Genomic DNA, 26,301 nt, shown 5'->3' on the forward strand with positions numbered 1-26,301 from the left:
CTCCTTGTTATCACACAAGGCAAGCTCCACTTAGAATGTGGTTGGCGTATGCGCGCTTATCAATCGACAAGCCTTGTCTGTGTGATTCGTAAATCTGTGTGGCTGCGTCGTATCAATAACGTACGACTCGCCTTCTTTGAGGACGAAAGATAGACCTTTGTATTCCAGAGTGATTTCACCCTCTAATACCGTGCCAATTTCTTCGCCTTCGTGTTTTATTTCAGCTGAACCTGTTGTTCCGTGTGGTGCGTATTCTTCGATCAAGAATCCGATCACCTGATCTTTAGTGCCGTTCGTCACCAGTTTCATCGAAACGGTTTCACTGCCCATTTCGACCAGTTCTTCTGGCGTGACGACAACTTTCACTTCATCATTCTGAGTTTGTTCAAAAATGAAAAACTCCGACAGAGATAAAGAAAATACGTTCACTATTTTTTGCAACGAGCTAACCGATGGGCTCACCTTGCCGTTTTCAATCGATGAGATAGCACTGTGAGTGATGCCCGCTCGCTCGGCTAGTTCTCGTTGTGACAATCCATGCTTTTTTCTTAACTGAACAATATTTTTACCAATCTCTTGATTGTCCATTCATGTGGCTCCAAAAATTAAAGAGAAGCCGCCATGATAAATTCTTTAAATAAAATTTGTGAGAAATGATTGGTTTTCGCTTTCCATTCTGGGTGCCACTGCACGCCAACGAAATATTTTTGCCCTGTGAGACTAAAAGCTTCTATCAAACCATCGGGGGCTTTTGCTTCGACTTTGAGTTGTGGCGCTAACTGATCAACCCCTTGATTGTGCAGCGTATTGACCTCAAAGAAGGTCGTATTTTCCCAATGATTTTTAACTAACCATTGTTCAAACAAGCTCTCCTTTTGAACTAATACTGCATGTGCTGCCGCATATTTCTGTTCGAAATCATCCACGGGTGCTTCGCGGTGATCATTAAAACCAGAATCGTGAACCGCAGGGTTGAGGGTGCCACCTAATGCGACGTTCATTTCCTGGAAACCGCGACAAATACCAAGACAAGGAATGTCTTTATCTACAGCTCGTCGAATCAGGCTTAGTGCCAATTCATCTCGCGCTTCATCTTTCTTATTCTCAGTATGGCTAGCGTTGTAGCGATGCGGTGCAACGTTTGAATGGCTACCCGGGAACAAGAAACCGTCACAAAGTTCTAAGATTGTGGTGATTTCATCACTCGACATATCCGGCGCTAACATAACAGGTAGACCACCGAAATCTTTAACTGCGCGTAGGTAAAAGTCATTTACTGCTTGAATTTGGTAGCCACCTAACTCCTTGGTGCAGCTAACAACGCCAATGATGGGCTTGCGTGTCGTTGTCATAACATATCCGTGTTCAATTTATTTAACACCAACACTACAAATCGTGTACAAAATTATCAACACTGATGTTCGATATTATCGCCACAACGTGACACAGAGCACCTTTTAGGCCGTTAAATTGAATATTTGTGCTCATTATATTGAACAAGACACAAACAGCTGTTAAAAAATAGTTAACAACAAAACACAAAAACAACCCATTAAAAAGTCAGAACACAAGATAAGTGACTGTTTAAATTAAATATAACTGAATTAACACGAAGATTAATTAACGCTTTGTAATTTAATTGTTAATTTAGCTATCTCTAATTTCTACTCAATCTGGCTATTGGAGAAAAAAATGGAATCGTATCTACAGGAAGTTCAAAATTTTAAACAACAGTGGCCCAACATAGAGTTCGTCGACCTCATTTTTACCGATATCAATGCAACACCAAGAGGCAAACGTATCCCGGTAGAGGCTCTGGAAAAGCTTAATAAAGGTGTCGCATTACCTCTCTCAACTATTACGCTCGATACTAAAGGTAATGTGGTAGAAACGGCAGGGTTAGGCGAAGACTTGGGTGAACCAGATAATCTGTGCTTCCCGATCAGCGGTACATTGATGCCAACCGCGAAAGAACAAGTTGGACAATTGCTACTAAGCATGATGGATGATTCAGGAAAGCGACCAAATCCTTTGTTCATTCGCAATATCCTCGCTTCGATGCTTGAGAAGTTAAAGGCTAAAGACCAGTACCCTTGTGTTGCTCTGGAACTTGAATTTTACTTGATTGATAAACAGCGCGGTGAGAATGGCACACCTTTAACCGTAATTAACCCGACTAAGAAAACACGAGAAAAAGACACTGAAGTGTATGACTTGGATGGTCTCGATGACTATGCTGACTTCTTATCTGATCTCAACAAAATAGCATTGGATCAGGGTTTAAATACCTCAGGCGCACTATCGGAATCCGCTCCAGGCCAATTTGAAATCAACTTCAACCACTCAAAAGACGTTCTTCGTGCGTGTGACGAGATCATCATCGCCAAGCGACTGATTCGCCAGGTAGCCCACCAGCACGGGTTCGATGCTACGTTTATGGCTAAGCCTTTCGGCGATCAAGCTGGTAACGGTATGCACATCCACTTAAGCTTGATGGATAGTGCTGGTAACAACCACTTTAGCCAACAAGATGGCGAGGCGAGTCCCCTCTTCTATCAAACTATGGCCGCGATGCTCGAACAAACATCAGGTGCCATGGGATTAATTTGTCCTAATGTTAACTCTTACCGCCGATTTGTTCCTGGTGCTTACGTTCCTGCGAAAGCGGACTGGGGCGAAAATCATCGTGGTGTCGCATTACGTGTTCCTATCAGCGATAGCAAAAACCGCCGCATAGAACATCGTATCGCAGGAGCTGACGTTAACCCTTACATCCTCGCAGCAGTAGTACTTTCAGCAGTATTAGCGAGTGAAAACTATACCAAAGACCAATGTCCATCAACCTTAAGTGATGATGCGATTGACTTACCTGTACGTATGTCAGAAGCTCTAGAACAGTTAGAGCACAGTGAGCTGGCTCAATACATTTCAAGGGAATTTATCGATATGTATTTAGCTTGCAAACGCAGTGAACTCGCTGAATTTGAGCGCGCTATCACGCCACTGGAAATTGACTGGATGTTGCACTCGGCATAAACAAAGGAAATGCACTTTATGACTACGCAAACAAAGGCGATGGATGCGCCGTTAAAATTCAACATGCAACATATTATTATCTCGTTAATTTGTGTTGCGACATTCGTACTTTTTACAACGATCGGATTGAATCACGAAGAGGGGCAAGCCTACGGATGGATGAGCCTTCTGCCAACTGCATTGGTTTTAGTCTTCGCTTTAACGACGCACCGAACGGTAGAAGCACTTTTCAGCGGCGCAATTGCCGGGGTTTTACTGCTTAACCCAGCTGAAGCGGTTGAACAAATCGTTGATATCTCAATGACGGTTATGATGGATGAAACTATTGCTTGGATCATCCTTGTATGTGGCTTGATGGGCGGCCTGATAGCGATTCTTGAGAAAGGCGGCAGTATCTTAAGCTTCTCAGATATGCTGGTGACAAAGGTTAAGAGCCGTAAACAGTCAATGGTAATGACGTTTTTACTCGGTATTGTTATCTTTATCGACGATTACTTAAACGCCATTGCTATCTCTTCTTCAATGAAGAAGGTAACAGACGGTTACCAAATCTCTCGAGAAAAACTGTCTTACCTCGTTGACTCAACTGCGGCACCAATCTGTATTCTTGTGCCAATCTCGACCTGGGCAATCTTCTTTAGCTCTCTTCTAGAGTCCAATGGCGTCGCTGAGGCAGGCAAAGGGATTCAAACCTATATTGAGGCGATCCCATACATGGCTTATGGCTGGGTAACGTTAGCCATCGTTCTGTTAGTTGCGATGGAAAAGATCCCAGATTTAGGTGCGATGAAAGCAGCAGAGCAACGAGCGAAGAATGGTCAAGTTCGTCCTGAAGGCGCAACTGATGTAGATTTTGGCTCTGATATTGCGGCTCATACTAATCCAACAATGGGTCTAATCAACTTCCTACTGCCTATGGTTGTTCTAGTGGCGGCAAGCTGGTACTTCGGCATTGACCTATTGGCAGGTGTGTTTGTCGCGATCATTTTCACAGTATGCTTCTACGGTTTCCAACGACTTATCTCAATGAATGATATGTTTGAAGCTGTTTATGATGGCATTAAAGTTATGCTACTACCCCTTGCTACTGTAATTGGCGGCTTCATGCTGAAAAATGTTAACGACTCATTAGGGGTAACACAATACGTTATTGAAACCGTGAGTCCGTATCTGAACGCTGGTTACTTCCCTGCAATAATCTTCCTGATTACGGGTGGTCTGGTATTCGCGACAGCATCTTCATGGGGCACATTCGCAGTAGCCATGCCAATCGTTCTGCCATTGGGTGAGCAACTAGGCGTGCCACTACACCTAACCGTTGCGGCTCTACTTTCTGCGTCTGCTGCTGGTAGTCATTCATGCTTCTTCAGTGACTCAACCGTACTTTCTGCACAAGGTTCTGGTTGTACGTCAATGCAGCACGCAACAACCCAGTTCCCTTACGCACTGATCGGTATTATCGCGACAGCAATTTTCTTCCTAGTTATTGGATAAGCGCTGACCGTTATAACCAAAAGCCCTGCTTACCAATAGCAGGGCTTTTTTATGGTTCAGCACTCCTTTCAGCCCTTACGTTCCAACTATCCTTTTGTCCCAGATAAACCATAACTAGCAGACAATTCCCACATCAACTTCTAAACAATCTCACTGACAAACGCACGACTATATGGTCTCTGACAATGACAAATACGTACAGACCGTTATAGTTTTATGGTGACCACATGTTAAAGACATGACTCTGAGTAGCCAATGGCATTTATAACGCTTGGTCGATATGAGAAGAATGTTAGGAGTACAGCGATGAAATATAGATTGTGTTTAACGCAGGTGCTTAAGCCGATTCTCTTGGCTTTCTGTGTACTGGTAAGCGGCTGCACTCAAAGTGACTGGCGCACCGCAAGCCGCGAGCCAGCAGGCATTGCTCCTAATCCCAATGATGTTAAACAAGCGGTAATCGAATTCTATGCAGCAGACGCTTTTGGCTGGCGCGGTTGGTTTGCTGTACATACTTGGCTTGCGATTAAGCCAGAGAATGCGAATGAATATACCGTCTATGAAGTTGTTGGGTGGCGAGTCGGCCGTGGGCAACCAGCATTATATACGTATCAAACGGCTACGCCTGATCGTTATTGGTATGGTGCACCTCCAGAAAAAGTGCTGTCGATACAAGGTGAAAAAGCCCAGGAGCTCATTCCTAAAATTCAGCGCGTTGTAGAGCACTACCCTTGGGCGAATGAATACACGCTATTTCCGGGGCCAAACAGCAACACTTTTCCGGCCTGGGTAGGTCAGCAAGTTCCGGAGCTCAATTTAGATATGCCATTTCGTGCTATTGGTAGCGGCTACATCAACTGATTGTTGGGCAGTGAAAGATAAATACCATGAAGTGTTAAAAACATACAAAGAAGGCCAACTCGTCTACACTCTAATCGATTAGACTAAAAAGAACTCAACGAGCTCTTGAATCAAAACGGCGCTAGCAACCTGCGCCGTTTTTCTTTTTCCACACCACCCACACAGTGTTGTCTTTTCGTAAACGGATGATCACTAAATACATAGCCTTTAACTTGGGGAGATTAATCATTCGCCCTAACTGTGTTTATAAGTTACATAAATGAATTTTTAAATTAAATTTCATCCTGAACTTGATCACATAAAGAAACCAAACTACGTTTTAATCATACTATTTGGTAATTATATTACATATAAGGGAGTTATTATGTTATCAGTTATCAAGGAAATGTTGATTCATCCCAAAGATTACTCTGGCCACGATGTGGATACGGTGATCTCACAACTCGCCGCTCAAACAGGTACAGATACTCATATCTGGTCTTATATCCAAGAACAAGCCGTTTACGAAAACACGTTAAATGGAATGCGAGTATACCCGTACGAACTTCGAAGATATATTTACTAATACTCTACCGGCTCCACAACATGTGCCCTGCGGTGTACTTCGGTTGTAGGGCACATTCTCGTTCTTTACAAAGGACTGTAATGAAGAAATGAAACCTTACGCCGATAACTCGTACAACGCTTCGAGTGCAGCATTTGCTTTAGAGGATTGGACAAAGATATGATCGTGGTAAAAGGCAGCGATGACATTAGCACTGATGCCTTTTGACGCCAGTTTAGTGGCCACCGCAGCGGTTAGCCCAACCGCTTCCAAGCTAGAGTGAACCGTAAGTGTAATTTGCTTAAATGAACCTTCAAAAGATAAACCCGCTTCCAGAGCAGCCGATTTTTCGATAACTAGAGTTAGACCTTCAGTTTCCGTAAATGTCGCAATAGGATTAAGCGACAAATAGTTTTTAAGCTCACCTGAGACGGTACAAAACACAAGCTCAGAGTCTACTAGCTGAGGGCGTAATGATTGAAGCAGTTCATCTAATTCGGTTATCCCTACCATAAAGGTATTCTCCATATCGCTTAATATTTGATGAAACTCAGGCCTTCTTGACAAATTTAGCGGTTACCATCATTTCACCAGCACCGTCTACTTTACAGTCCAATTGATGATCTTTGCCTTCGACGATGCGCCTAATTACAGCTTTAGTACCAATCTTTAAAACAAGAGAACTGCCTTTAACCTTTAGGTCTTTCGCCAGAGTTACTTTGTCCCCTTCTGTGAGCAAAGTGCCATTCGCGTCATTGACGCTAAAAACTTCTTCGACTTCAGATGGATTCCATTCATAAGCACATTCAGGACAAATGAGATGGTTTTGGTCTTGGTAAACGTATTCGGATTGACAGTTTGGACAAGGAGGGAAAGCCATAGTTATCTCTTTTCTATAAAAATCTGAATGCTATGTTAATACGTCACGCATAAAATGCACGCAATACCTAAATATCTTCCCTCGCATTAACGCTCTAATATTTATTTTGCTCTGGCAATTGTTCAAAACTCGGGACTTGAGACAAATCTTTTGCCCAACTTGCACAGCTACCAGTAAATATTTTTGCCGTTGGTAAGATAGGTACCGGGCTATCAAGACTCCCTACGGGTACGACAATAAAACCAACACTCTCTGCTACCGTTGGCAATGCTGAACCACAGTTTTGACAAAAGCTTTTGCTGTGTAACGTATTTGGGTATTGATAAGTCTTAACGTCTCTTTTACCCTGAGTCCAAACTAACGTTGACTCTTGCGCAAAAAGGTTGGCAGCGTGCACTGTACCTGTATCCTTCTGGCAGCGAGTACAATGACATAAAAAGAATTGCTGAAACGCGCCCGTAAGTTCGTATTTCACACAGCCGCAAAGGCACGAGCCTTTATGTACACTTTCCACAAAACACTCCTCTGCCTTTACTTATTTACACTGGTTGCACCAAACGCTGCTATCCACTGATTGGGCTCTGCAATAATAAACTCGTAAGCGCGTTCGTCAGATAACGTAATACGAATGGCGTCACTGGTAACGGGCATAATACCTGCCCCTTTTCCTATGCACTTTTCTACCGAAACAATTTCATCACGCTTTAAAATGTATGGACCAAGTGCAAGTTTCTGACTATAGGGTTCAAAAATGATCTTTGTCTCTGTCAGAGACAGCTTCCCATCCGCTCTTGCGACACCTACCTGTATCGTAGCAGTAGACGATTTGATAATTTCTCCAGTCATAAGATCCCCTAATTAATACCGAACCACGACAAAATAACGCCTAGCTAAACATGAATGTATACGAAAAATGTTATCGTTCAACCCATATCATTAATGGGTTGAACGATAGCTTCTTAACCATAGACCATTATTTTTAAACTCAGGGAAAATCTAACTGAGTAAGATACGCTCATGATATACATCACGCGATTGCCCGGGACATGTAGTAGAACCTGTCGTCTTCTTTTTCCACCTGAAAACCGCTCCGCTGGTACAAGTGGTAAGCCGGACTAATTTTGAAAACTTTGAGCCGAACAAGAGCTAGTTTTGCCTCGTTCGCCAATCTTGCAGTTTCAGCCAGCGCTGCCGCACCAATTCCCTTATTTTGAAATGAAGATCGGACTTGAAGGTCACGTAAGTAGCAGTGCCCATCATCATATTCCAGGCGGATTGCACCAACGATCTGCCCATCAAACAAAATATCCCAGCTTTCCAGTTTGACAATGTGTTCCAATATATTTCTCTGATCCCAATCGACCGAATAATGCTCATAATAAGAAAGCATATTATTAAAAGTGATCTCAGCTGACTCAGAAAAGTCAGTCGTTGGCCGAAATGAAATGTTCATCATTCTCCAGCTAAACACTAAAGGTAAACCACGGCTTCGACATTGTTGCCATCAGGATCTAACAAAAAGGCGGCGTAATAGTTAGGCGCGTACTTTTTTCGCAGCCCTGGTTTCCCATTACAACTTGCTCCATGAGTTAAGCCTGCTTGATGAAACTCGATAACTTGTTCTTTATTAAGAGCAGAAAAAGCGATGTGGCTTTTCGCGTTGTTATCACCCTTTTCAATTAGAAACCTGACGTTTGGTTCTGTGATTAAGCCAAAGCCTGCAGCAAAGTCATCTGCCCACTTTAATTTAATACCAAGTGGAGACAGTACATGTTGGTAGAAGTCATCGATCACTCTAATTCCTTGTGATGTGGTTTTTACGTTTCCTTGTGAATTCTATTAGGCATTAACTCTCTGTAAATGAAAACTTTAGCCCAAGTGACTTCAAGTCCGCTTCACACTGCACTGCGCTTTCAAACTGAATTGCCGCCATGCCAACCGTTTCAGCGCCTTCGACATTATATGGCATATCATCAATAAACACGGTTTCTGACGCCTTCAATGCGTACTGAGTTAGCAAAGACTGATAAATTTCTGGTTGCGGTTTTAACAACCCTAGTTCAGCCGAGACTGTGGCCCCTTCAAAGAGATTCCAAAACGCATAAGTCTCTTTCAAGTACGAGACAATTTCATGCACATTATCCGTGAGTGCAAACACGCGATAGCCAGCCGCTTTAACTCGCCTGATCAGCTCGACCGAGCCATAAATTAGAATCTGGGTTTGCTTCACGTAATAAAACAATCGCTCGCAATCAAGTTCGGAGAAACCAAGAAGTTGTTGATATTGAAGTTTTGCTTCACTTTCAGAAATAATGCCTTTGTTCAGATCTAACCAAGTGTCTGACTGAAAGATACTTTTCACCTTTTCTTCTGCGGAGTCGATGTTTCCAAACGTTAACCTGACGATTTCTAGCGGCGCCCAGCGAACAACCACATTTCCGATGTCAAAAACGACATTTTTAATAGTGTTCGATTTCATTTTTGTTCCTTTGATACCAACTTGCGCATTATTTTTTGTAACGGTTACTTATTTTAAGTAGAGCAATCGTTACCATGTATTTCGTCGAGTTTTTGTTAAGCCAAAACTAAACACAATATCCGTCATTAAAAAAACTGCAGCACCAAACAAGTCACAAATGCTGGTAAGCCTGCGATAAACAACACTAACCCGGCTTGATAATTATACCGACGTAGCTCCTGTTGTTCTTTGTCAAAATCATGGCCTTTTACCATTTTGTAGACTTTGTCAGTTCTAGGGTTGGCGAGTCTAGATACTTTACTGTGTACGCCCCCTTCCCACATTAGCTTTGCCAAGACCCAAATAACGATGACGACAAAAAATAAAAAGTCGACAAGCTGTGTTGTGGCAAAGAAAGGCACAAACTTCGACAGAACAAACACAGTTAATGCGGCAACCATGTTAATGAGCAGCACCTTTTTAATTAAATCAAGCAACTCTTCCTCCTAGCGTTAAATCCGTTTTAAGTGACATCGAAAGCTCACGACGAATAACCGTTCCATTAAGGCCATTTCACGTTAAATTACTCACTGTTGGTTTGAACACCAGCTATCTTTCGAGATTTTGTATAAGCAATGCCTTTCCAGTGGATGGCCTTTTTCAACCTTAGGATGATTGAAGTTTTGCTTTGTATCGACCATACCTATTTTCAGCATGACGCGCAGAGAGGGCTCATTTTGTAATGCCGTAAACGCATAAACAGATGGCGCATCCAGTTCTTTAAAAGCAAATTCTAAAGATTTATTCGCGGCTTCAGGCGCGTAGCCTTGTCCCCAAAACTCAGATGACAACCGCCAACCGATTTCAATGAACGGCGCATTGGGAAAACCACTGTTCTCATCTTGCTGATGTAGCCCAACAAAGCCTATAAACTGGCCTGTTGATTTCAGTTCAACCGCCCAAAACCCCCAACCATTTTCAGCAATAAGACTCTGAATTTTACTCGCTTGCTCGTCGCTCTCCTGCTGGGAAAGTGTTGAGAGAAAATATCTCATCACTAACGGATCTGAACATAACTCAGCATAAGGCTGGAAATCTTCATCTTTCCACTGACGCAGAATCAATCTGCTGGTTTTCATCTTCATTTGTTTTTCTCTTAATGGATTGTACGCTTCGATGCACTAAAGCTAGTGACACCGTCACTTACAAGCCACCCAATATCTGGCCAAAAGATTGGGAAACACCTTACCCATTACCACATTCTCAAGTTGGCCACCGTTGGCTTCGATAACTTTTCGTGAAGCGAAATTGTCGTCATCTGCAGTTATTAACGCTTGCTCAATACCTAGCTCTTTGGCTTTACGCAAAGCCAGCCTTAGCATGTACTTTCCATGACCTTGAGACCGATAGGAAGGCGCAATGTCGTAGCCAATATGGCCTGCTTCTAATGTCAGAAAATCGTTGTTGATATTATGACGAACACGGATCGCACCTATAATGGCTTTGTCTGAATTGACGAGCCAGAAATGACTACAGGGTACGTATCCTTCTCTCAGGTTAACGCCATTCGCTTCATCAGTCAGAAGTTGAACGTAATGAACGAAATTGGATTTACCCTCTTGGTAGTACTCTGAGTTTTCAACATCATGTTGAGCAAAGTCATCGTAAAAGTGAGCAAAGGAAGACTCAAACTCTACTGATGGTACAACTAACTCCATGATAAAATCCTTTTAAATGAAAATGCCTTAAACCGAAACACAGACACAAAACGCGCCGCACGTAGCGATTCAATCGTTATGCTTTCGTTTTGATGTGATACTGCATTTCGATGAGCTGATGTTCACCAACAATTTCAACTTCTCGAATAAACTCAAAACCAAACTTCTCATAGTAATTGCGTAAATAACCATGAGCGTGAATTTCGATAGAGCTTATCCCATCATTTCGAGCGTAATCCATTAGCGCTTGGACAACTTTAGACGCGATTCCCATTCCTCGATAAGGCTCTGTAACCGCAACTCTGGCCATCACAGAAGAACCGCCCTCTTTTATCGTTAATCGTGCCGTTGCAACTAGAGCGTCCTTGTCCTCTACCAATGCGTGAATGGAGCCTTCATCTAACCCATCCAGATCCAAGGCTCTCGGGATTTTCTGCTCTACAGTGAACACCTGATAGCGAATAGATTGTGCTTTTTGAATGATCTCTGAGCTGTTCCCAGTAATAATGTCCATGTAAAGGTCCTTAATTACCTAATGCCCATTCAACGCCATGCGCTGCATGAATTTCCGTGGTGTCATACAAAGGGACCGTCGTGTCGCTTTGCTTTACTAATAATGCAATTTCAGTACACCCCAGGATCACAGCCTGCGCACCTTGAGCATGCAAATTGGCGATGATCTTTAAATAACTCTCTCGGGAGTGTGTATTTATCTGACCCAGGCAGAGCTCTTGATAAATAATATCGTGAACGACGGTTTGTTCATCGACGTTTGGAACAACTACCTCGATTCCAAATTTCTCTGAGATCCTTCCCTTGTAGAAGTCTTGCTCCATTGTAAAACGCGTTCCCAACAAGCCAACTTTGGTGACCCCGTCTTGAACCAAGCTCTCTGCGGTCGCATCAGCTATATGTAAAATTGGAATAGATATGTGCGACTCAATTTCTGGTACAACTTTATGCATCGTGTTCGTGCATATCATTAAAAAATCTGCGCCACCACGTTCTACCGACTTGGCTGCTTCAGCAAGAATCTGAGCCGTTTCAGACCACTTACCCTGATGCTGGAGTTTTTCTATTTCATCAAAGTCGACGCTGTATAAGCAGATTTTTGCTGAGTGCAAGCCACCTAGCCTTGACTTGACGCCTTCATTCAGTGCTTTGTAATAACTGGCGGTGGATTCCCAACTCATCCCACCTAACATGCCTACTGTCTTCATTTTTCTTTCCTTACTTGAACCATCAATCGCTCAATTATGATCGTTCCTGCCACGTATACTCCATTTGACGCGCGACCAACTCGGCCAAGTCACGACTATGTAGCTGTGAAACCAGATATAAGCTCATGTCGATACCGGCAGAGATGCCTCCAGAAGTGGTATATTTCCCTGAAGTAACCCAGCGTTGATCATCGATCACCATTAGATCTGGAAAGCGACGCGTCAAATCGGGGATGTCCTCCCAGTGCGTTGTGACCGTTAAGCCGTTGAGTAGACCGGCATTGGCTAATAAAAAAGCACCGGTACAAACCGATACGACCCGACTGGCACGTTGATCAACCGATTTTATCCAGTTCAATACCGGTAACTTCGTCATTTCCTCAGTGTGTAAACCGCCAACAACAACCAACAAATCAATATCGGGATGATCATGAATAGAATAGTCAGGTAAGACGTTGAAGCCACCTCTTGCGGCAACGGTGTTTTTAGTTTCTGCGACGAGAAACACATTCCAATCACTTGTCTCTAGTCGCTTTGCTGTACTAAATACTTCGAAAGGCCCGGAGAAATCCAGCACCTCTGCCCCGTCATAGATGTATATGCCTATATTCATTGTGCCTCCATGCACATAAGCTATTGTTAGCACTTTAGCTTTTTACCCATTGCTTGAGCAACCCTTGCATGCTCTTTCCGACTAGCACAATAAGAACAGCTCCCACTAAAACAGGAGTAATAAGGAAAGCCCATCCCTGCCCTGACAGCATAATCAACAACGGATTTGCCCCTGCTGGCGGATGCGTGGTTTTCGTCACTAGCATCAGACTCACTGCAATCCCAGTAGCCAGTGCCAGAGTCAGAGGCGAAACACCAATATGTTGAGTAAAAAACAACCCTACAAATGCAGTAATTAAATGCCCAAAGATGACATTTTTAGGCTGCGCCAACGGACTCTCGGGTACGCCAAAAACCAGTACAGCCGTCGCTCCAAAAGGCGCCATGAGCAGCGCTACATCGCTCATTGTGGAATCAAAAAATGAAAGCAATCCTATTGCCAGAAATGCTCCAATGCCTGCGATGACAGATAGACCAAGATTTTTCATACTATTCTCCGAATAAAAGTAGACAGATTTGTCTACAAAACTAAAATAGACAAATTGGTCTACTTTTGTCAAACTACTTTTACAGGAGGAGCCTTATGAGTAAAAAACGTCAGTTATTAGTGGATACCGCGTTATCGCTTTTTTATGCCAACGGAATTAACACTATTGGCATCAATGAAATCTTGAGTGTCTCTGGCGTGGCTAAACGCACACTTTACACCCACTTTTCAAGTAAAGAAGCGCTGGTGTTGGCCGCCTTGCAACAAAGGCACGAGATGTTTTCTAACTGGCTAGATCAAAAACTAGTAGATTCGAAATCAGATAAAGAATTGATAATTAGATTATTTACAGCGTTAGAAAGCTGGTTCAACAATCAAGAACAAAATTTAGGGAACTTCAGAGGCTGCTTTTTTATCAACACCTCGGCAGAGTTCAGTGATTTAAATAGTGAGATCGCACGTTTCTGTGGACATCACAAAGAAGAAGTCCGACAAATCATCGCCAGCCATCTAAAAAGTACGGAGAGTACGTTGCTTGATGCCATTTGTATTTTAAAAGAAGGTGCGATTGTCACGGCGCATGTAAGTGGAAATAACCAAGATGTTACCAGTCAATGTATCCAAATCCTGAACAAAATGATTGACGGTTAACAGTAGTTGCAGCGAGTAGCTAAGGTGCTAAGGCTAATTAAATGATGACTATTCTGAGCGATGCCCTATCGCAAAAATACGGCATCATCAAGGGGTAACTAGCCTATAGAAACTTTACTCTCTCATCAATACACTCATAAGACCCCATTTCGAACTCGCGACATATCCAGGGCCGGTTTTCATATATTGAGCACATGTACGTTTCTCTGTCTAAAGCCGCACACCAACCATCATCCAGTCTCATCATGGTTTCACCACCATACTGGTCGCGGGAAATGAATTGATCTGGAACGCCGGTATCTGAAATGATCATGACTTCGAGGCGGCAGCAACACGCTTTGCAGTTTGAGCAAGACGCCGTTTCTGGAGAGGTATTTTTAATCGGTATATTCATGAGTAACTACAATTTCGTCAATCGTGCATGATACCTTAAATCTAATAGGACTTTCGGAACTTTATAAGAAATATTTACGCTGGCATTGATTAGGACTGGCTATTACGAAAATAAAATGCATAGCAAACACGCTTTTAGGCTTGCTCCATCTTAGTGACGACAATTCTTTACTTGGTTTGTCAGAACTTACCTGAGACAATGGTCACAACTTACTACAGGCGAAACAATATGAAACTTTTAGTCCGCAATCTTGCGCGAACCACGACTGAACATGAAATTCGTGTTCTTTTTTCAGCCTACGGCACCGTCACTGAGTGCAACCTAGTATTAGATCAAGAAACTGGGCAATCTAAAGGCTTCGCATTCGTCGAGATGCCAGATAAAGATGAAGCGAAAAATGCACTTGAAAAACTTCATCACACTAGCGTAGCCAAGAGCACAATCAGAGTTAAATTCGCTCAAAACTAAGCAGCTTTCGGAGCCTGGTTAACCAAGCGTTATACAGGTTCCTTTGTTTAATTTTACCAGCCTTAACCCTTGCTCCCTATCTGATATCTTCGACAGACCAGATTAAAAAACGCAACGCCAAACTAAATGCCATACGTTGCGAATATCGATTAACTTACTGAGTGTTAAGCAAGATTACCTAAGCCATGATATGGGTAGCGCAAAGCTTATTACCCGCAGGATCACGTAAATAGGCAAGGTACATTTCACGTGTGCCCATCGTTCTTACCCCAGGTGGATCTTCACACTCGACACCACCACATTCCAACCCGGCTTTATGCCATAACTCGACTAACTCTGGGCTCTCCACTTTAAAGCCAATCGTCATACCATTTCCTGAAGTTGCAGCTTCACCATTGATTGGCGCGGTAATCGCAAAAGTCCCCTCAGGATGAAAATAGAAACAGCGTCCATGCGGATCTAACACACCTTCTTGGTAACCTAGAACTGCCAAGATGGCATCATAAAATTGTTTGGATTTATCGATATCATTCGAGCCAACCATAACGTGACTAAACATTTATACGTCCTTTTAGAGTGTTGTTGAACTAACCTACTCTGCTATATCAACTTTCTTATGTCTATTGATGCTTTGTTAAGGTGTGAAGCACGTAATATGGTACTTTCTATTTTGCTAATATAATGGAAAAGTAAAGGGTAAATTCGGAGAACAACACATTATCGTCACTGCTATCGTTTGTCGAATGAGCCGCGTGAAACGTTAATATAGTCAGGAAATTAGGAAAGGATTAGGTATTTTGATAAAGGTTAAAAAAAGCTGGGCTGATTCCATATCGCATCAGCCCAGTCTTACCTATCTAACTAAACGGCTTAGTTAAGTGAAGTTAAAGCAAGAATGCGCCATAGGCTAAACTTGCGCAAATCACATAAGTTGGGTGGACTTTGAATTTTTCCAGACACAGACCCGCGACAACAAATAGGAACGCAAAATGTCCCCAACCAGCCTCGCCACCAGACATGATCAGTTTGTAGCTCAGCAATAACATCAAGGTGAAAATGATTGGTAAAACCCACGCGCCTAGCGCTTTTACTTTTGGTGAATTACGGTACTTGTACAATACACTCATCGCAATCACCATGATGATGATGGTAGGCGCAACCGTCGCGAACACGGCGATAAACGCGCCAAGCGTTCCTCCAACTTCATAGCCTATGTAACCCGCCATTTTCGTCGCAATCGGACTTGGTAGCGCGTTGCCTAACGCTAATACTTCAGCGAACTGGCTGGCATTCATCCAACCATACTGACCTACAACTTGTGCTTCAACCAAAGGAATGATGGCAGGCCCACCACCATAACCAACGATGTTAGGAATAAAAAATGCCAGGAAGATATCGATATAAAGTTGCATGTTTATCCCTTTTTATTTTCTGGTTTTAAACTTTGCTCAGCTACACTAGGCTTTGGGTCAGGTTTCACCAACACGGCAAGAAGCACTGCCGCGACAACCAACCCCGGATGTACACCCAATACCACAATAAACAAAACAGACAGCGCAATACCAATACCGGTTGCAATTGCACCGAGTGATTTGTAACCCTTGAGCAAGAAATCATAAGTCAGCTTGGCCATCATCCAGGAGACAACGGGCAAAACTCCTTGAGCCATACCGGCAACCCATGGTTTATCACGGTATTCATTGAGTAAGCCTAATCCCGCAATCATGACGATAATGAGTGGGATAATTGTCATGATCACTGCATTGATACACCCGATCTTTCCACCCACTTTATAGCCAATATAACCCGCCATTTTTGTCGCGATCGGACCTGGAAGCGTATTACCGATGGCGAGTACGTTGGCAAACTCGTCATCAGTCATCCACTTATAATTGTCGACCACTTCTTTATGAACCAAAGGGATCATCGTGGGGCCGCCACCAAATCCAAACAAACCAATGCGAAAGAATGCACTGGCCAAATCTCGTTGTGTTTTCATCGTTCTTTCTTACCTTGCTACTTATTTTATTGTTTTTTATAAACGGATTGCTCTAGCCACATCATACTCGAAGCGCTTATCCATTGATCTTGTGGGCTATCTAACATAGCTTCAATATCACTTAACTGGTGCTCTCTGCTATCGTATACACAAACAAACACTTGGTCACCATCAAGTAACTGATGGTTTTCTCCATAGGATGTGTAACACGGCGCACCAATCGCGATGGTAATTTCACTTGGCTGATTCGCCTCAACGAACAAACTGTGCGTATTATGCATGGCACCATCATCGGCTTGGTGGTTAATTGTCTCTACTAACCAGTCGGTTAACGATTGGTAGAAGACGTTGTATTCTGTTACCGACACATCTTGGCTGCACAAGTGCCACTGACCATTTCGACCATGAAAGCCGCACAGTCTAAGGTGATCGAGTGGTGTCTGCGCCGAAAATGATTCAATCGTTAGCTCCTGTTTAGCAATCCCCTTGCTAAAAGAACCCCAGTTTTTCTTCTCAGCTAGCTTAGATACCGCTTTATTGCGGTAGGTTGCATCGTTGATTAACGTCAGCGAAAAAGGAGTAAGAGCGGCCACTTGGCCTTGCTCTGTATAGGTAACGCTGCATTTAATCGCAATCTCAGGTTCCATCTGAACCTTGGCATCCGGCTCTTCAGGCAGCACCAATGTGGATGAGCTGAAAGGCATTTGCCCGAGGTAAGAGTCACCAAGCTGACGAACGAACATCGGAAACAGCGCTCGTGGGCGCTGTGCTTCCTGCAGCTCCGCCTTTTGCAGCTCGTTGAATGCCGATATCTCTCCGGTCTGTGCCAGATAACCCGGAGAGTTTCCTGCAATGCCGAGAACGACTGAATGAGTCAGTTCTTGTTTTGTTTCCATCCGCTTATTGCTCCTGCTGGGCAAGGATCATTTTTGTTAAACACTTTAGAGCAACCGCTACATCGTCCTCTTGAACATTTTCCAGAGGGTTGTGGCTTATACCCTTGTCACAGCGAACAAACAACATGCCTACTTCGGTGAGGTGAGTCATAGCCAGCGCATCATGACCCGCACCGCTTGGTAGGAATACCGGTTCAGATGCTGTTACTTGCGCAACAATATCACCCCACTGGCTTTGTAGTGAAGCATTACACGGCACGGCATTCGCTTGGTACAGTAGTTTATCCGAGAAGCTAACTTCACGACGCCCAGCAATCGCGTTAAGTGAAGTCAGTAGATCATCACAAGCACGCTCAAGATCTGATTGCTCCAGGCTTCTAATGTCTAAGGTAAAGTTAACATCACCAGGAATAACATTCACAGAACCAGGTGCGACTTCACACTTACCGACTGTCGCTACGACGTTGTTTTCTCGGCCATACTGTTCAATCGTAGTGATCATTTCAGCCACAGCACACAAGGCATCCATACGCATGTCCATTGGAACCGTACCAGCGTGACCAGCTAAGCCTTTGACATGAAACTGGAAACGTTTTGCACCAGCGATGCCAGTAACAACGCCAACAGGTTGGTTCTGAGCTTCGAGCACAGGACCTTGCTCAATGTGCACTTCTAGATAAGCCAACACGCCTTCTGGCGAACGGCTGTCGTTTCCGACCTCTTCTGGAGATAGACCGAACTCAACCATTGCCTGTGACATTGTTATGTCATTATTGTCTTTGAGAGAAAGCCAGTTTGGGTCGAATACACCCGCTACCGCGCTTGAACCAATCAATGTACTGTTGAAGCGCGTGCCTTCTTCATCGGCAAACGCGACGACATCGACATGAAATGGCAGCTCGACATTCTTGAGCTGCTCCAACGAGGAAATTCCGACTAGTATCCCCAAATTTCCATCATATTTACCCGCATCCGCAACAGTATCACTATGAGAGCCGATAATTAACGTTGGCATGGTAGGGTTGGAAGATACCTTCCTTCCCCACTGGTTCCCAACACTGTCCTGCCATGTTTCAAGCCCAGCTTGCTGCATCCATTCGCCGAGTTGATGGTGCGCCTGCTTATGCTCTGGCGATAAGTAAGTACGCTTTAAACCACCGTGCATCGAGGTAAACGTGGCCAGTTTATCGGCACGCTCCATAATGCGTTGGGCATCCAATTTGCTCATCCTTGATTCACCCTCTCAATGGCGTTAAACATATTTTTCCATCGCTGCAATCACTGCTTGGCCCGGAATGATTTTGGCTTTATTGCGGATAAGGATGGCTTCCAGCGCAGCAAGCGTGGTTAATACTGCTTCTTGGCGTGCATTGTAGCCCATGGTACCGATGCGCCAGATTTTGCCGTCTAGCGGACCAAATGACGTACCAATCTCAATGCCGAAGCTGTTAAGCAGCTCCTGACGTACTTTGTTGCCGTTCACTTCTTTAGGAATGTAGACACCCACAACGTTGTTCATTTTGTACTTCTGGTTACCAAACAGCTCTAAGCCCATCGCTCGTAGACCACATGCTAGTGCATCACCCGCTTGCTTGTGGCGAGCAATCACGTTGTCAGCGCCTTCTTCAAGGTAGATGCGTGCACATTCGCGCGCCGCGTAAAGCATGCTTGTCGCTTCTGTGTGGTGGTTAAGACGCTCAGGGCCCCAGTAATCCATGATCATCGATAGGTCAAAGTAGTTTGAGCGAATGATTTCTTCTTCACCTGCCGTGTGGTGCTCAGTGCGAATACCTGCCTCTACGTGTTTACGACGATTGATAAGCTCAGCACATTGATCGCTCAACGTAATAGGAGAGCTACCAGAAGGACCGCCCAGACATTTTTGTAGGCCAGCTGAAACCGCATCAAGATTCCATTCATCGACTTTAAGTTCATTACCTGCAATCGATGCGGTTGCATCACAGTAGAACAGCACGCCATGACGCTTACAGATTTCACCGAACTCTGCCAATGGCTGGTTCATGGTTGTCGAAGTATCACCTTGTACCGTCGCCAGCAGTTTTGGCTGAAACTCTTTGATTGCCTTTTCAACCAGTTCAGGTGGACATACTTCACCCCATTCAACGTCAATGGTTTTTACTGTTGCGCCAACACGATTGGCGATTTCACTCAACAGGTGACCAAAACGACCGATAATAGGAATGAGAACTTTATCGCCCGGCTTAATGACTGAGACAAGCACCGCCTCAATACCAGAACGAGCGGTGCCATCAACCAACATGGTTTGCTGGTTTTGTGTTTCGAATACGCCGCGATACAGCGACTGAACTTGCGTCATGTAGCCAGTCATGACCGGATCATATTGGCCGATTAAAGCCTGTGAAATGGCTTGGTGCACGCGTGGATAGGCATTAATTGGGCCAGGACCCATCAACAAACGTTGTGGTGGGTTCAAAGTTTCAAATAGCGTTTGAGTTGTCATTATCTCTCTCCTAAAAATAGTTCGCCATCACTGCGAGGGTCACTCGTTGCATCTGCCTGTCCTTGCTGATCTAGGGTTATTGCTCCCGCGTGGCCCATCAGCTCACTCAAGTTTTCTACCTGAGTCACTTGGTGGCCCATCTGCGTTAATGTTTGCCCGTATTCGCTGTACAAGTCTTCTTCAAGTCGTAAATTGTTTGTTGCATCACCCCATGTTCTACCCAACAGCCATCGAGGCATCGACACGGCTTGTTGCAGTGACATGTTTTGATATATGTGGCGGCTAAATAAACACGCCTGAGTTTGCGGTTGCCCTTCTCCGCCCATCGTTCCGTATACGATGCGTCGGCCATCTTTAAGCTCAGCATAAGCTGGGTTCAGAGTGTGGAACGGCTTTTTGCCAGGTACTAAAGCATTGTGGTGTTCACTATCCAGAGAAAAGCTCTTGCCTCTGACGTTCCACATAATTCCGGTCGAAGGAAGTACCACACCGGAGCCAAACTCCCAGTAAACACTCTGGATAAAACTCACCATCGTACCGTATTGATCGGTTGCGCCCATCCAAATGGTGTCACCCGGTTTTGCCTGATAAGGCCATGGCTGAGCTTCGGTTAGTGAGATACGCTCTGCGCACTCAGCCACCACACTTTGAACTAAGTAGTCCTGCAGTGGCTTACTTAAATAGCACTCATCGGTGACGACTTTATCGCGAATAATAAATGCTTGCTTCGTCGCTTCGACGAGTAAATGAATATGATCCAGCTCTGACTTTGCTTGTGATGCTAAGCGATCGTATATCGCTAAAATTAATAACGATGCAAGCCCCTGAGTTGGCGCTCCTAGGTTATAAAGCTGGCCTTTTGAGGTCTCAACGTTTAGCGGGGTCGTAACCAATGCCTGATGCTGGTGAAAATCTTCAATCGTTAGCGGGCTTCCCGCCTCTTGCAGCTCTTTCGCGGCTAGTGCTGCAATTTCACCTCGGTAGAAGTCATCCAACCCTACTTCTGCTAGTCTTTCCAGTGTCTTCGCCAGAGCAGGGTTTACCACTGTTGCACCAAGTTTTAGCGTTTCACCGTTATCCAGGAACAAGCGGCTGAATTCTGCTTCACCTTTTAAACGCTCAAACGTTTTTACGCTGGCATCAACAAGGCTCTGAGTCACCTCAATGCCGTTTCGTGCTGCATCAATAGAAGGTTGCAGCAGAGTGCTTAACGCGAGTGTTCCACCATTGATTTCCAACGCCTTTTGCCAGCCTGCTACCGTACCAGCTATGGTAATCGATGCTTCACCACCTTTTTCTGGCAGTTCAGTACCCAGTGAACGGTAGTAGTCAGGGTCAATAGATAGTGCCGCCGCTCCACACCCATCAATCGCAACTGGTATTTCACCCGGCTTACTGATCAGCCAAAAACCGTCGCCTCCTATGCCGTTCATATGCGGGTACTGAACCGCAATCATAGAAGCAGCCGCGACCATTGCTTCAGAAGCCGTTCCGCCTTTTTCTAAGATTTGTTTTCCCACTTCGGTTGCTTTGTGATGCGGGGCGGTAAATGCGGTTTGAAACACCATTAAGACTCTCCTTTGATCATGGCCGACGCTGTCGCAATCAGATCGTATTCGCTGTTAGCAGAACCAAGTAACGACACACCACAAGGTCCGTTTGTAATGTTATTCATTGGGATATGAAGTTGAGGGAATCCACTTAAACCCGCGAGACTGGTTAGCCCCATTAGATCAGAGCGATATTCCGCTAAATCTGCATCTGGAGTCATGAGTTTAGGTGATTTTCCTGGGGTGGTAGGCAATACCCACAATGTTTTCTTATCCGCCAGTTGCTCAGCCAGCCAACTGGTAAACTTCGCTTGTTGTTGTTTCCCTTGTTGATAGGCTTGAGCTGAAATTGTGCGCGCCCATACTACTCGCTCTTGTATTGCTGGTGCCAACGTATGCTGCCACTCATTTAGCCATGTACTATGACGATCAATAATTTCATAACCTTGAATAGTTCTGAATAGTGCACTCAATTCGCTCAGGTCATAGCCGGCGTCTTGTAACGCATTGCTATACTCAATCTGAATATCTGCATTGTCAGCCCACTGTTTCAGCACTGGTAGGCGCTCGCTTCCCAAAGTCTTCGACAAGCTTTCATCTAAAATAAGGGTTTGCGCGACAGTTTGAGGCTGAATTTTAGGGCTAATGCATGCATAGACGTTTTCTAGCGTTGACAGTTCTCGGCTAAATACACCGGCTGTATCGAAGCTTTCAGCCAGAGTGAAACTGCTTTCTAGTGACAATTGACCCAACGTTGGGCGTAAGCCGAAAAGACCGCAGTAACTCGCTGGTACACGAACGGAACCGCCAGTATCGGTACCAATGGAGAAATCAACGTCACCTTTTGCTACTGCGACAGCGCTACCACTTGAAGAACCGCCAGGTAGACAGTCAGGTGCGAGCGGATTAACCGGAGTACCATAATGAACATTAATACCATTCAGGCTGTAAGCTAGCTCATCCGTTTGAACTCGGCCTTTGCATTCTGCACCTGCATTTAAAAGAGAGATGATTAATGGCGAAGTACTTTCTGCTTTACTGTGAGTCTCTAGCCACTTCGGGTTTCCTGCACCAGTGACGAATCCCTCTACGTCAAAGAGATCTTTAAAGACAAAACTCAATCCATTTAGTGAGCCTTGCTTTAAAGCCGAGAGGTAATCAGGCCCTTGGGTACAATAAATACGTTGATCGATTTCCATTCTTCTCATTCCTTTGAAGTAAACAAGCAACCAATTATTGAGTTACTTGTTTACTTTATCTTTAAGTCGGCGATTTAATTCAATTTAAAGCCACACATAAAGTTCTTTATTGTTGCTTTGCTAGAGCTGCCTTTGATACCCAAAACAATTTTTTTTGCATCAACTGTTTGTACACAACTGCTGAAACCAAACCACCGATAAACAACGCGTAGTTCGCTAATTCAGTCACAAAGAAGGTCGCAATAATGGCAGCAATACTTGCTATCACTAGTGCGTAAACGCTGTTCATGTTGACGCCATTTTTGTACCAATACTCACCTTGTGGTGATTCAGTGTAAAGCGACGGAATATCGATTTGTCCTTTCTTTATAATGAAGTAGTCAACAATGATGATGCCGTATAGTGGACCAATCATCGCGGCCAGAACGTCAACCGTATAGTGAATCACTTCTGGGTTATTAAACAGATTCCAAGGTGTCAGTAGGATTGAACCAAACGCTGCGATGAAACCACCCATTTTGAAGCTGATTTTCTGTGGTGACACATTCGAGAAATCAAATGCTGGTGCAACAAAGTTAGCCACAATGTTGATACCGACAGTCGCGAAAATAAAGGTCAGCGCACCAAGAACAGTAATCAAGCCAGAATCAAGACGCTTCACCGTTTCAACCGGATCAACAATCATGTCGCCAAACACCGGAATCGATGCTGATACAATCACCACACTGAAAAGAGAGAACACAATAAAGTTTAGTGGTAAACCTAACAGGTTACCGAATTTCAAGTTTTTGTAGCTTGTACAGTAACGAGAGAAATCACTGAAGTTAAGTGTCGGACCAGCAAAGTAACCCGCTACCAATGCCGTTGCGACAAGCATTTGAATGATGGCTTCAGAACCAACTAGCGTTTCTTTACCAAGATTAAAACTGATGTTCTCCCAACCGGCAAGATTGATCATGTATGCACAAAGCGCAAACATCGCGATGTAAATCGCAGGACCAGACCAGTCAATCACTTTACGAATCATATCCATACCGAACATAAAGACGATAGCTTGTAGTATCCACATTGAGCTAAAGCCGACCCAGCCTAGGTAAGAGAGTCCTAGGAACGAATCATTTGCTAAATGTTCCATTGATGGGAAAAAGTAGAGCAACAAGATAATAAATGAGCTCGATGCTAAGTAGGTTTGAATCCCGTACCAAACGACAGCAATAATGCCTCGAATTACGGCTGGAATATTTGCACCAAAAACACCAAACGACATACGAGCCACAACCGGAAACGGGACACCCGCTTTCTGTCCTGGTTTACCCATCAAGTTGGCAAATACTAATACAATAGATATACCCGCCAACAAACTAATGAACACTTGAATACCATTTAATCCAAGCGCAAATAAACTCGCTGCAAATACATATCCCCCTACACTGTGCACGTCTGACATCCAAAAAGCGAAGATGCTATACCAACCCCACTTCTGTTCCTTCTCTGGTGCTAGATCCTCATTGCTTAGCCTTGGACTAACAGGTAATTCCTTTTTCATGTGCTTATCTCCATTTCTAATTGTATACAATCCCAAATACAATTAGCGTGCCAATTCTTAAAACCCCCGTCATACAAAGAATTCGTGAAACTTACCCCATGAAATCGCCATTATGGCGCACCAGATTTGACCATGGCGCACGTTTTTGGTGCCACAAGCCGTGCCTACATACTCAACTTACCCGTCCATTTGGTCAAGTAATTTGAATAGACAATCACTATAGACACTAAAATTGGCAAACATTTAGATATATATTGTATACAATGATGCATGCAAGAATGTTTAGTGGTATACATATTGCTTTATTGGGTTGGATAAAAAATTTGGATCGATTACCTATGTCAAACGATGAAAAGATCTATCAACAAATATTAAAGGCGATTGTTGAGCACAAACTTGAACCTGGAGAACGTCTTCCTGAAGACAAACTGTCAGAAGCTTTTGGTGTAAGCCGAACCGGCATTCGAAAGGTTTTGCAACGATTAGCTCTTGAACGATTTGTGGTTATTCAACCGAATAAAGGCGCACACGTGAACAGCCCGAGTAAACAGGAAGCTGAAGAGGTGCTGAACAGCCGCATTTTACTTGAACCATTGCTGATCACCGACATTCTGCGTCATTGGGACGAGAAACAGTCCAACTACTTGCGCTCCATCGTAAGCCAGGAAGAAAAAGCGACCCAACATGGTGATTTAGCCGAATCTATTCAGCTAACAGCAAGGTTTCACTATGAGCTTGCCAAGCAATCGGGGAACTCCGTATTAGCTGAGTTTGTAGAGCAACTCTGTTACCGCTCTTCCCTCGTTATCGCTGCGTACGGCTCAAAACATAGCGTGAGCTGCGACTGTGGCTCTCACTCAGAACTTATAGAACTGCTCGACAACTTTCAGGATGAAAAAGCTCAGCAATGGATGAAACATCACTTGGTAGTGATCAAATCGTCATTGGAGTTGGAATCGAAATCTAAAGAGCCGGTTAATTTTCATCAACTTTTTTGCGAAACGGACTAATACAAAATGAAAATCAATTTGATCAACCCAAACACCTGTCAGGGGATGACTGATAAAATCGCGATTTGCGCACAAGCCGTGGCCTTGACTGGTACAGAAATCATTGCCTCTTCGCCAATAAACGGTCCGGAAAGCATTGAAAGTGCGTTTGACGAGACACTTGCTGCTGCTGCACTTCTTGATGTGATTCATAAAGGAGAAGAGCAAGGTGTGGATGCACATATTATTGCCTGCTTTGGTGATCCGGCTCTTGACGCAGCACGCGAAATTGCGACCAAACCAGTGATTGGTATTGCTGGTGCAGCGTTCCAGCTTGCAAGTTTAGTGTCTTACCGGTTTGGTGTTGTCACAACAATGAGCAGAACATTACCTGCGAGTGAGCACCTTCTGCAAAGATACGGTTACCATCATTTATGCAGCGGTGTACGAGCAACTGACATTCCAGTATTAGCGCTAGAATCCCTAAGTGTGCAAACTTATCAGCTACTTGCTGAAGAATGCCGTAAAGCAATCCAAGAAGATGGTGCCGAAGCCATCGTACTCGGTTGTGCTGGCATGTCTGACTTAGCTAACGAGCTTGCAGAAGAACTGAATGTACCCGTCATTGATGGCGTTGCTGCAGCAGTGAAACTCGCAGAATCTCTGCACCAACTCAAATTAACAACATCGAAAAGTGGTCAGTATGCCGCGCCTTTGGTGAAGCCAATCCACGGTATTTTCAAACACTGGACACAATAAAAACACCAAAAACCCTATCCCGATTTTGAGATAGAAATTATTAATATCAAGGTTAACT

General features: G+C 44.1%; 33 protein-coding genes and 1 pseudogene. 8 read left to right on the forward strand and 26 right to left on the reverse strand.

Annotated elements, in window-relative coordinates; translation table 11 throughout:
* Window positions 1-30 precede the first annotated feature (30 nt).
* Complete coding sequence (puuR, locus tag L3V31_RS15455) at window positions 31-588, reverse strand: HTH-type transcriptional regulator PuuR (protein WP_237317141.1); 558 nt, start codon at window positions 586-588, stop codon at window positions 31-33.
* Window positions 566-1,352: pseudogene (locus L3V31_RS15460) on the reverse strand (gamma-glutamyl-gamma-aminobutyrate hydrolase family protein). The gene puuR and the pseudogene L3V31_RS15460 overlap by 23 nt, the downstream one beginning before the upstream one ends.
* Before the next feature lie 340 nt (window positions 1,353-1,692).
* Between L3V31_RS15460 and L3V31_RS15465 the strand changes: the two are divergent.
* The 4 genes from L3V31_RS15465 to L3V31_RS15480 all read left to right on the forward strand — a co-directional run bounded on the left by L3V31_RS15465 (window position 1,693) and on the right by L3V31_RS15480 (window position 5,956).
* Complete coding sequence (locus L3V31_RS15465; protein ID WP_237317143.1) at window positions 1,693-3,036, forward strand: glutamine synthetase family protein; 1,344 nt, start codon at window positions 1,693-1,695, stop codon at window positions 3,034-3,036.
* 18 nt (window positions 3,037-3,054) lie between these two features.
* A complete protein-coding gene (locus tag L3V31_RS15470) occupies window positions 3,055-4,530 on the forward strand; it encodes a Na+/H+ antiporter NhaC family protein (RefSeq protein ID WP_237317145.1) in 1,476 nt (491 codons plus the stop codon).
* A gap of 306 nt (window positions 4,531-4,836) precedes the next feature.
* Window positions 4,837-5,391, forward strand: a complete 555-nt coding sequence (locus L3V31_RS15475; protein WP_237317147.1) for a DUF3750 domain-containing protein — start codon at window positions 4,837-4,839, stop codon at window positions 5,389-5,391.
* A gap of 364 nt (window positions 5,392-5,755) precedes the next feature.
* On the forward strand, window positions 5,756-5,956 hold the full coding sequence (locus tag L3V31_RS15480) for a hypothetical protein (RefSeq protein ID WP_237317149.1): 201 nt from the start codon (window positions 5,756-5,758) through the stop codon (window positions 5,954-5,956).
* A gap of 96 nt (window positions 5,957-6,052) precedes the next feature.
* Here L3V31_RS15480 and L3V31_RS15485 read toward each other — a convergent pair whose 3' ends face one another.
* From L3V31_RS15485 to L3V31_RS15550, 14 genes are all read right to left on the reverse strand, one after another.
* On the reverse strand, window positions 6,053-6,448 hold the full coding sequence (locus L3V31_RS15485; RefSeq protein WP_237317151.1) for an ACT domain-containing protein: 396 nt from the start codon (window positions 6,446-6,448) through the stop codon (window positions 6,053-6,055).
* A gap of 37 nt (window positions 6,449-6,485) precedes the next feature.
* Window positions 6,486-6,815 carry a zinc ribbon domain-containing protein YjdM gene (locus L3V31_RS15490; protein WP_237317153.1) on the reverse strand — a complete coding sequence of 110 codons (330 nt, stop codon included), beginning with the start codon at window positions 6,813-6,815 and terminating at the stop codon, window positions 6,486-6,488.
* Between the two features lie 94 nt (window positions 6,816-6,909).
* Window positions 6,910-7,329: a GFA family protein gene (locus tag L3V31_RS15495; RefSeq protein ID WP_237317155.1), complete on the reverse strand. Its 420-nt coding sequence runs from the start codon at window positions 7,327-7,329 to the stop codon at window positions 6,910-6,912.
* A gap of 17 nt (window positions 7,330-7,346) precedes the next feature.
* On the reverse strand, window positions 7,347-7,661 hold the full coding sequence (locus L3V31_RS15500) for a hypothetical protein (protein ID WP_237317156.1): 315 nt from the start codon (window positions 7,659-7,661) through the stop codon (window positions 7,347-7,349).
* Between the two features lie 181 nt (window positions 7,662-7,842).
* Window positions 7,843-8,268: a GNAT family N-acetyltransferase gene (locus L3V31_RS15505; RefSeq protein WP_237317158.1), complete on the reverse strand. Its 426-nt coding sequence runs from the start codon at window positions 8,266-8,268 to the stop codon at window positions 7,843-7,845.
* A 17-nt stretch (window positions 8,269-8,285) separates the two neighbouring features.
* Window positions 8,286-8,615 carry a VOC family protein gene (locus tag L3V31_RS15510; protein WP_237317275.1) on the reverse strand — a complete coding sequence of 110 codons (330 nt, stop codon included), beginning with the start codon at window positions 8,613-8,615 and terminating at the stop codon, window positions 8,286-8,288.
* Window positions 8,616-8,661: 46 nt separating this feature from the next.
* Window positions 8,662-9,294 (reverse strand): HAD family phosphatase, encoded by a 633-nt coding sequence (locus L3V31_RS15515; RefSeq protein WP_237317160.1) that lies wholly within the window; start codon window positions 9,292-9,294, stop codon window positions 8,662-8,664.
* A 125-nt stretch (window positions 9,295-9,419) separates the two neighbouring features.
* Window positions 9,420-9,770: a hypothetical protein gene (locus L3V31_RS15520; protein WP_237317162.1), complete on the reverse strand. Its 351-nt coding sequence runs from the start codon at window positions 9,768-9,770 to the stop codon at window positions 9,420-9,422.
* A 90-nt stretch (window positions 9,771-9,860) separates the two neighbouring features.
* The gene (locus tag L3V31_RS15525) at window positions 9,861-10,418 is read right to left on the reverse strand and encodes a GNAT family N-acetyltransferase (RefSeq protein ID WP_237317164.1); all 558 of its coding nucleotides are present in this window, start codon (window positions 10,416-10,418) and stop codon (window positions 9,861-9,863) included.
* 54 nt (window positions 10,419-10,472) lie between these two features.
* Window positions 10,473-10,991: a GNAT family N-acetyltransferase gene (locus L3V31_RS15530; RefSeq protein WP_237317166.1), complete on the reverse strand. Its 519-nt coding sequence runs from the start codon at window positions 10,989-10,991 to the stop codon at window positions 10,473-10,475.
* Between the two features lie 76 nt (window positions 10,992-11,067).
* Complete coding sequence (locus L3V31_RS15535; protein ID WP_237317168.1) at window positions 11,068-11,505, reverse strand: GNAT family N-acetyltransferase; 438 nt, start codon at window positions 11,503-11,505, stop codon at window positions 11,068-11,070.
* A 10-nt stretch (window positions 11,506-11,515) separates the two neighbouring features.
* Window positions 11,516-12,211, reverse strand: a complete 696-nt coding sequence (locus L3V31_RS15540) for an aspartate/glutamate racemase family protein (RefSeq protein WP_237317170.1) — start codon at window positions 12,209-12,211, stop codon at window positions 11,516-11,518.
* Between the two features lie 34 nt (window positions 12,212-12,245).
* On the reverse strand, window positions 12,246-12,824 hold the full coding sequence (locus L3V31_RS15545; RefSeq protein WP_237317172.1) for a DJ-1/PfpI family protein: 579 nt from the start codon (window positions 12,822-12,824) through the stop codon (window positions 12,246-12,248).
* Window positions 12,825-12,858: 34 nt separating this feature from the next.
* Complete coding sequence (locus tag L3V31_RS15550) at window positions 12,859-13,311, reverse strand: HPP family protein (protein ID WP_237317174.1); 453 nt, start codon at window positions 13,309-13,311, stop codon at window positions 12,859-12,861.
* Between the two features lie 95 nt (window positions 13,312-13,406).
* On the opposite strand from L3V31_RS15550, the gene L3V31_RS15555 reads away from it, so the two are divergent.
* A complete protein-coding gene (locus tag L3V31_RS15555) occupies window positions 13,407-13,961 on the forward strand; it encodes a TetR/AcrR family transcriptional regulator (RefSeq protein WP_237317176.1) in 555 nt (184 codons plus the stop codon).
* Window positions 13,962-14,064: 103 nt separating this feature from the next.
* On the opposite strand, the gene L3V31_RS15560 is transcribed toward L3V31_RS15555, so the two are convergent.
* Window positions 14,065-14,355 (reverse strand): YkgJ family cysteine cluster protein, encoded by a 291-nt coding sequence (locus L3V31_RS15560; RefSeq protein ID WP_237317178.1) that lies wholly within the window; start codon window positions 14,353-14,355, stop codon window positions 14,065-14,067.
* A gap of 228 nt (window positions 14,356-14,583) precedes the next feature.
* Between L3V31_RS15560 and L3V31_RS15565 the strand changes: the two genes are divergently transcribed.
* Window positions 14,584-14,823, forward strand: a complete 240-nt coding sequence (locus L3V31_RS15565; protein WP_237317180.1) for an RNA-binding protein — start codon at window positions 14,584-14,586, stop codon at window positions 14,821-14,823.
* 178 nt (window positions 14,824-15,001) lie between these two features.
* Here L3V31_RS15565 and L3V31_RS15570 read toward each other — a convergent pair whose 3' ends face one another.
* From L3V31_RS15570 to L3V31_RS15610, 9 genes are all read right to left on the reverse strand, one after another.
* The gene (locus L3V31_RS15570; protein ID WP_237317182.1) at window positions 15,002-15,382 is read right to left on the reverse strand and encodes a VOC family protein; all 381 of its coding nucleotides are present in this window, start codon (window positions 15,380-15,382) and stop codon (window positions 15,002-15,004) included.
* A gap of 325 nt (window positions 15,383-15,707) precedes the next feature.
* On the reverse strand, window positions 15,708-16,235 hold the full coding sequence (locus L3V31_RS15575; RefSeq protein WP_237317184.1) for a chromate transporter: 528 nt from the start codon (window positions 16,233-16,235) through the stop codon (window positions 15,708-15,710).
* Window positions 16,236-16,237: 2 nt separating this feature from the next.
* Window positions 16,238-16,822: a chromate transporter gene (locus L3V31_RS15580; protein ID WP_237317185.1), complete on the reverse strand. Its 585-nt coding sequence runs from the start codon at window positions 16,820-16,822 to the stop codon at window positions 16,238-16,240.
* A 26-nt stretch (window positions 16,823-16,848) separates the two neighbouring features.
* A complete protein-coding gene (locus L3V31_RS15585) occupies window positions 16,849-17,718 on the reverse strand; it encodes a DUF5718 family protein (protein WP_237317187.1) in 870 nt (289 codons plus the stop codon).
* A 4-nt stretch (window positions 17,719-17,722) separates the two neighbouring features.
* A complete protein-coding gene (locus L3V31_RS15590; protein ID WP_237317188.1) occupies window positions 17,723-18,946 on the reverse strand; it encodes an allantoate amidohydrolase in 1,224 nt (407 codons plus the stop codon).
* Between the two features lie 24 nt (window positions 18,947-18,970).
* On the reverse strand, window positions 18,971-20,200 hold the full coding sequence (locus L3V31_RS15595) for an alanine--glyoxylate aminotransferase family protein (RefSeq protein ID WP_237317190.1): 1,230 nt from the start codon (window positions 20,198-20,200) through the stop codon (window positions 18,971-18,973).
* Window positions 20,200-21,765, reverse strand: a complete 1,566-nt coding sequence (locus tag L3V31_RS15600; protein WP_237317277.1) for a gamma-glutamyltransferase family protein — start codon at window positions 21,763-21,765, stop codon at window positions 20,200-20,202. Before L3V31_RS15600 ends, L3V31_RS15595 begins: the two co-directional genes overlap by 1 nt.
* Window positions 21,766-21,767: 2 nt before the next feature.
* A complete protein-coding gene (locus L3V31_RS15605) occupies window positions 21,768-22,949 on the reverse strand; it encodes an amidase (protein WP_237317192.1) in 1,182 nt (393 codons plus the stop codon).
* Between the two features lie 106 nt (window positions 22,950-23,055).
* A complete protein-coding gene (locus L3V31_RS15610; protein WP_237317194.1) occupies window positions 23,056-24,495 on the reverse strand; it encodes an NCS1 family nucleobase:cation symporter-1 in 1,440 nt (479 codons plus the stop codon).
* A 338-nt stretch (window positions 24,496-24,833) separates the two neighbouring features.
* Between L3V31_RS15610 and L3V31_RS15615 the strand changes: the two genes are divergently transcribed.
* Both L3V31_RS15615 and L3V31_RS15620 read left to right on the forward strand, forming a co-directional pair.
* A complete protein-coding gene (locus L3V31_RS15615) occupies window positions 24,834-25,505 on the forward strand; it encodes a GntR family transcriptional regulator (RefSeq protein WP_237317197.1) in 672 nt (223 codons plus the stop codon).
* Between the two features lie 6 nt (window positions 25,506-25,511).
* A complete protein-coding gene (locus L3V31_RS15620; RefSeq protein ID WP_237317199.1) occupies window positions 25,512-26,243 on the forward strand; it encodes an aspartate/glutamate racemase family protein in 732 nt (243 codons plus the stop codon).
* Window positions 26,244-26,301 lie beyond the last annotated feature (58 nt).

Origin of the sequence: Vibrio sp. J1-1 (genome assembly GCF_021728395.1) — a bacterium.
Taxonomy (GTDB): domain Bacteria; phylum Pseudomonadota; class Gammaproteobacteria; order Enterobacterales; family Vibrionaceae; genus Vibrio.

Bases quoted from the DNA above. Each gene is read 5' to 3' on its own strand.
- L3V31_RS15485 (WP_237317151.1), bottom strand. From the start codon at position 6,448: ATGGTAGGGATAACCGAATTAGATGAACTGCTTCAATCATTACGCCCT.
- L3V31_RS15620 (WP_237317199.1), top strand. From the start codon at position 25,512: ATGAAAATCAATTTGATCAACCCAAACACCTGTCAGGGGATGACTGAT.
- L3V31_RS15540 (WP_237317170.1), bottom strand. From the start codon at position 12,211: ATGAAGACAGTAGGCATGTTAGGTGGGATGAGTTGGGAATCCACCGCC.
- L3V31_RS15565 (WP_237317180.1), top strand. From the start codon at position 14,584: ATGAAACTTTTAGTCCGCAATCTTGCGCGAACCACGACTGAACATGAA.
- L3V31_RS15605 (WP_237317192.1), bottom strand. From the start codon at position 22,949: ATGGAAATCGATCAACGTATTTATTGTACCCAAGGGCCTGATTACCTC.
- puuR (WP_237317141.1), bottom strand. From the start codon at position 588: ATGGACAATCAAGAGATTGGTAAAAATATTGTTCAGTTAAGAAAAAAG.
- L3V31_RS15530 (WP_237317166.1), bottom strand. From the start codon at position 10,991: ATGGAGTTAGTTGTACCATCAGTAGAGTTTGAGTCTTCCTTTGCTCAC.
- L3V31_RS15610 (WP_237317194.1), bottom strand. From the start codon at position 24,495: ATGAAAAAGGAATTACCTGTTAGTCCAAGGCTAAGCAATGAGGATCTA.
- L3V31_RS15555 (WP_237317176.1), top strand. From the start codon at position 13,407: ATGAGTAAAAAACGTCAGTTATTAGTGGATACCGCGTTATCGCTTTTT.
- L3V31_RS15615 (WP_237317197.1), top strand. From the start codon at position 24,834: ATGTCAAACGATGAAAAGATCTATCAACAAATATTAAAGGCGATTGTT.
- L3V31_RS15475 (WP_237317147.1), top strand. From the start codon at position 4,837: ATGAAATATAGATTGTGTTTAACGCAGGTGCTTAAGCCGATTCTCTTG.
- L3V31_RS15590 (WP_237317188.1), bottom strand. From the start codon at position 18,946: ATGAGCAAATTGGATGCCCAACGCATTATGGAGCGTGCCGATAAACTG.
- L3V31_RS15515 (WP_237317160.1), bottom strand. From the start codon at position 9,294: ATGAAATCGAACACTATTAAAAATGTCGTTTTTGACATCGGAAATGTG.
- L3V31_RS15465 (WP_237317143.1), top strand. From the start codon at position 1,693: ATGGAATCGTATCTACAGGAAGTTCAAAATTTTAAACAACAGTGGCCC.
- L3V31_RS15585 (WP_237317187.1), bottom strand. From the start codon at position 17,718: ATGGAAACAAAACAAGAACTGACTCATTCAGTCGTTCTCGGCATTGCA.
- L3V31_RS15470 (WP_237317145.1), top strand. From the start codon at position 3,055: ATGACTACGCAAACAAAGGCGATGGATGCGCCGTTAAAATTCAACATG.
- L3V31_RS15560 (WP_237317178.1), bottom strand. From the start codon at position 14,355: ATGAATATACCGATTAAAAATACCTCTCCAGAAACGGCGTCTTGCTCA.
- L3V31_RS15575 (WP_237317184.1), bottom strand. From the start codon at position 16,235: ATGCAACTTTATATCGATATCTTCCTGGCATTTTTTATTCCTAACATC.
- L3V31_RS15535 (WP_237317168.1), bottom strand. From the start codon at position 11,505: ATGGACATTATTACTGGGAACAGCTCAGAGATCATTCAAAAAGCACAA.
- L3V31_RS15595 (WP_237317190.1), bottom strand. From the start codon at position 20,200: ATGACAACTCAAACGCTATTTGAAACTTTGAACCCACCACAACGTTTG.
- L3V31_RS15545 (WP_237317172.1), bottom strand. From the start codon at position 12,824: ATGAATATAGGCATATACATCTATGACGGGGCAGAGGTGCTGGATTTC.
- L3V31_RS15550 (WP_237317174.1), bottom strand. From the start codon at position 13,311: ATGAAAAATCTTGGTCTATCTGTCATCGCAGGCATTGGAGCATTTCTG.
- L3V31_RS15505 (WP_237317158.1), bottom strand. From the start codon at position 8,268: ATGAACATTTCATTTCGGCCAACGACTGACTTTTCTGAGTCAGCTGAG.
- L3V31_RS15580 (WP_237317185.1), bottom strand. From the start codon at position 16,822: ATGAAAACACAACGAGATTTGGCCAGTGCATTCTTTCGCATTGGTTTG.
- L3V31_RS15490 (WP_237317153.1), bottom strand. From the start codon at position 6,815: ATGGCTTTCCCTCCTTGTCCAAACTGTCAATCCGAATACGTTTACCAA.
- L3V31_RS15570 (WP_237317182.1), bottom strand. From the start codon at position 15,382: ATGTTTAGTCACGTTATGGTTGGCTCGAATGATATCGATAAATCCAAA.
- L3V31_RS15500 (WP_237317156.1), bottom strand. From the start codon at position 7,661: ATGACTGGAGAAATTATCAAATCGTCTACTGCTACGATACAGGTAGGT.
- L3V31_RS15525 (WP_237317164.1), bottom strand. From the start codon at position 10,418: ATGAAGATGAAAACCAGCAGATTGATTCTGCGTCAGTGGAAAGATGAA.
- L3V31_RS15480 (WP_237317149.1), top strand. From the start codon at position 5,756: ATGTTATCAGTTATCAAGGAAATGTTGATTCATCCCAAAGATTACTCT.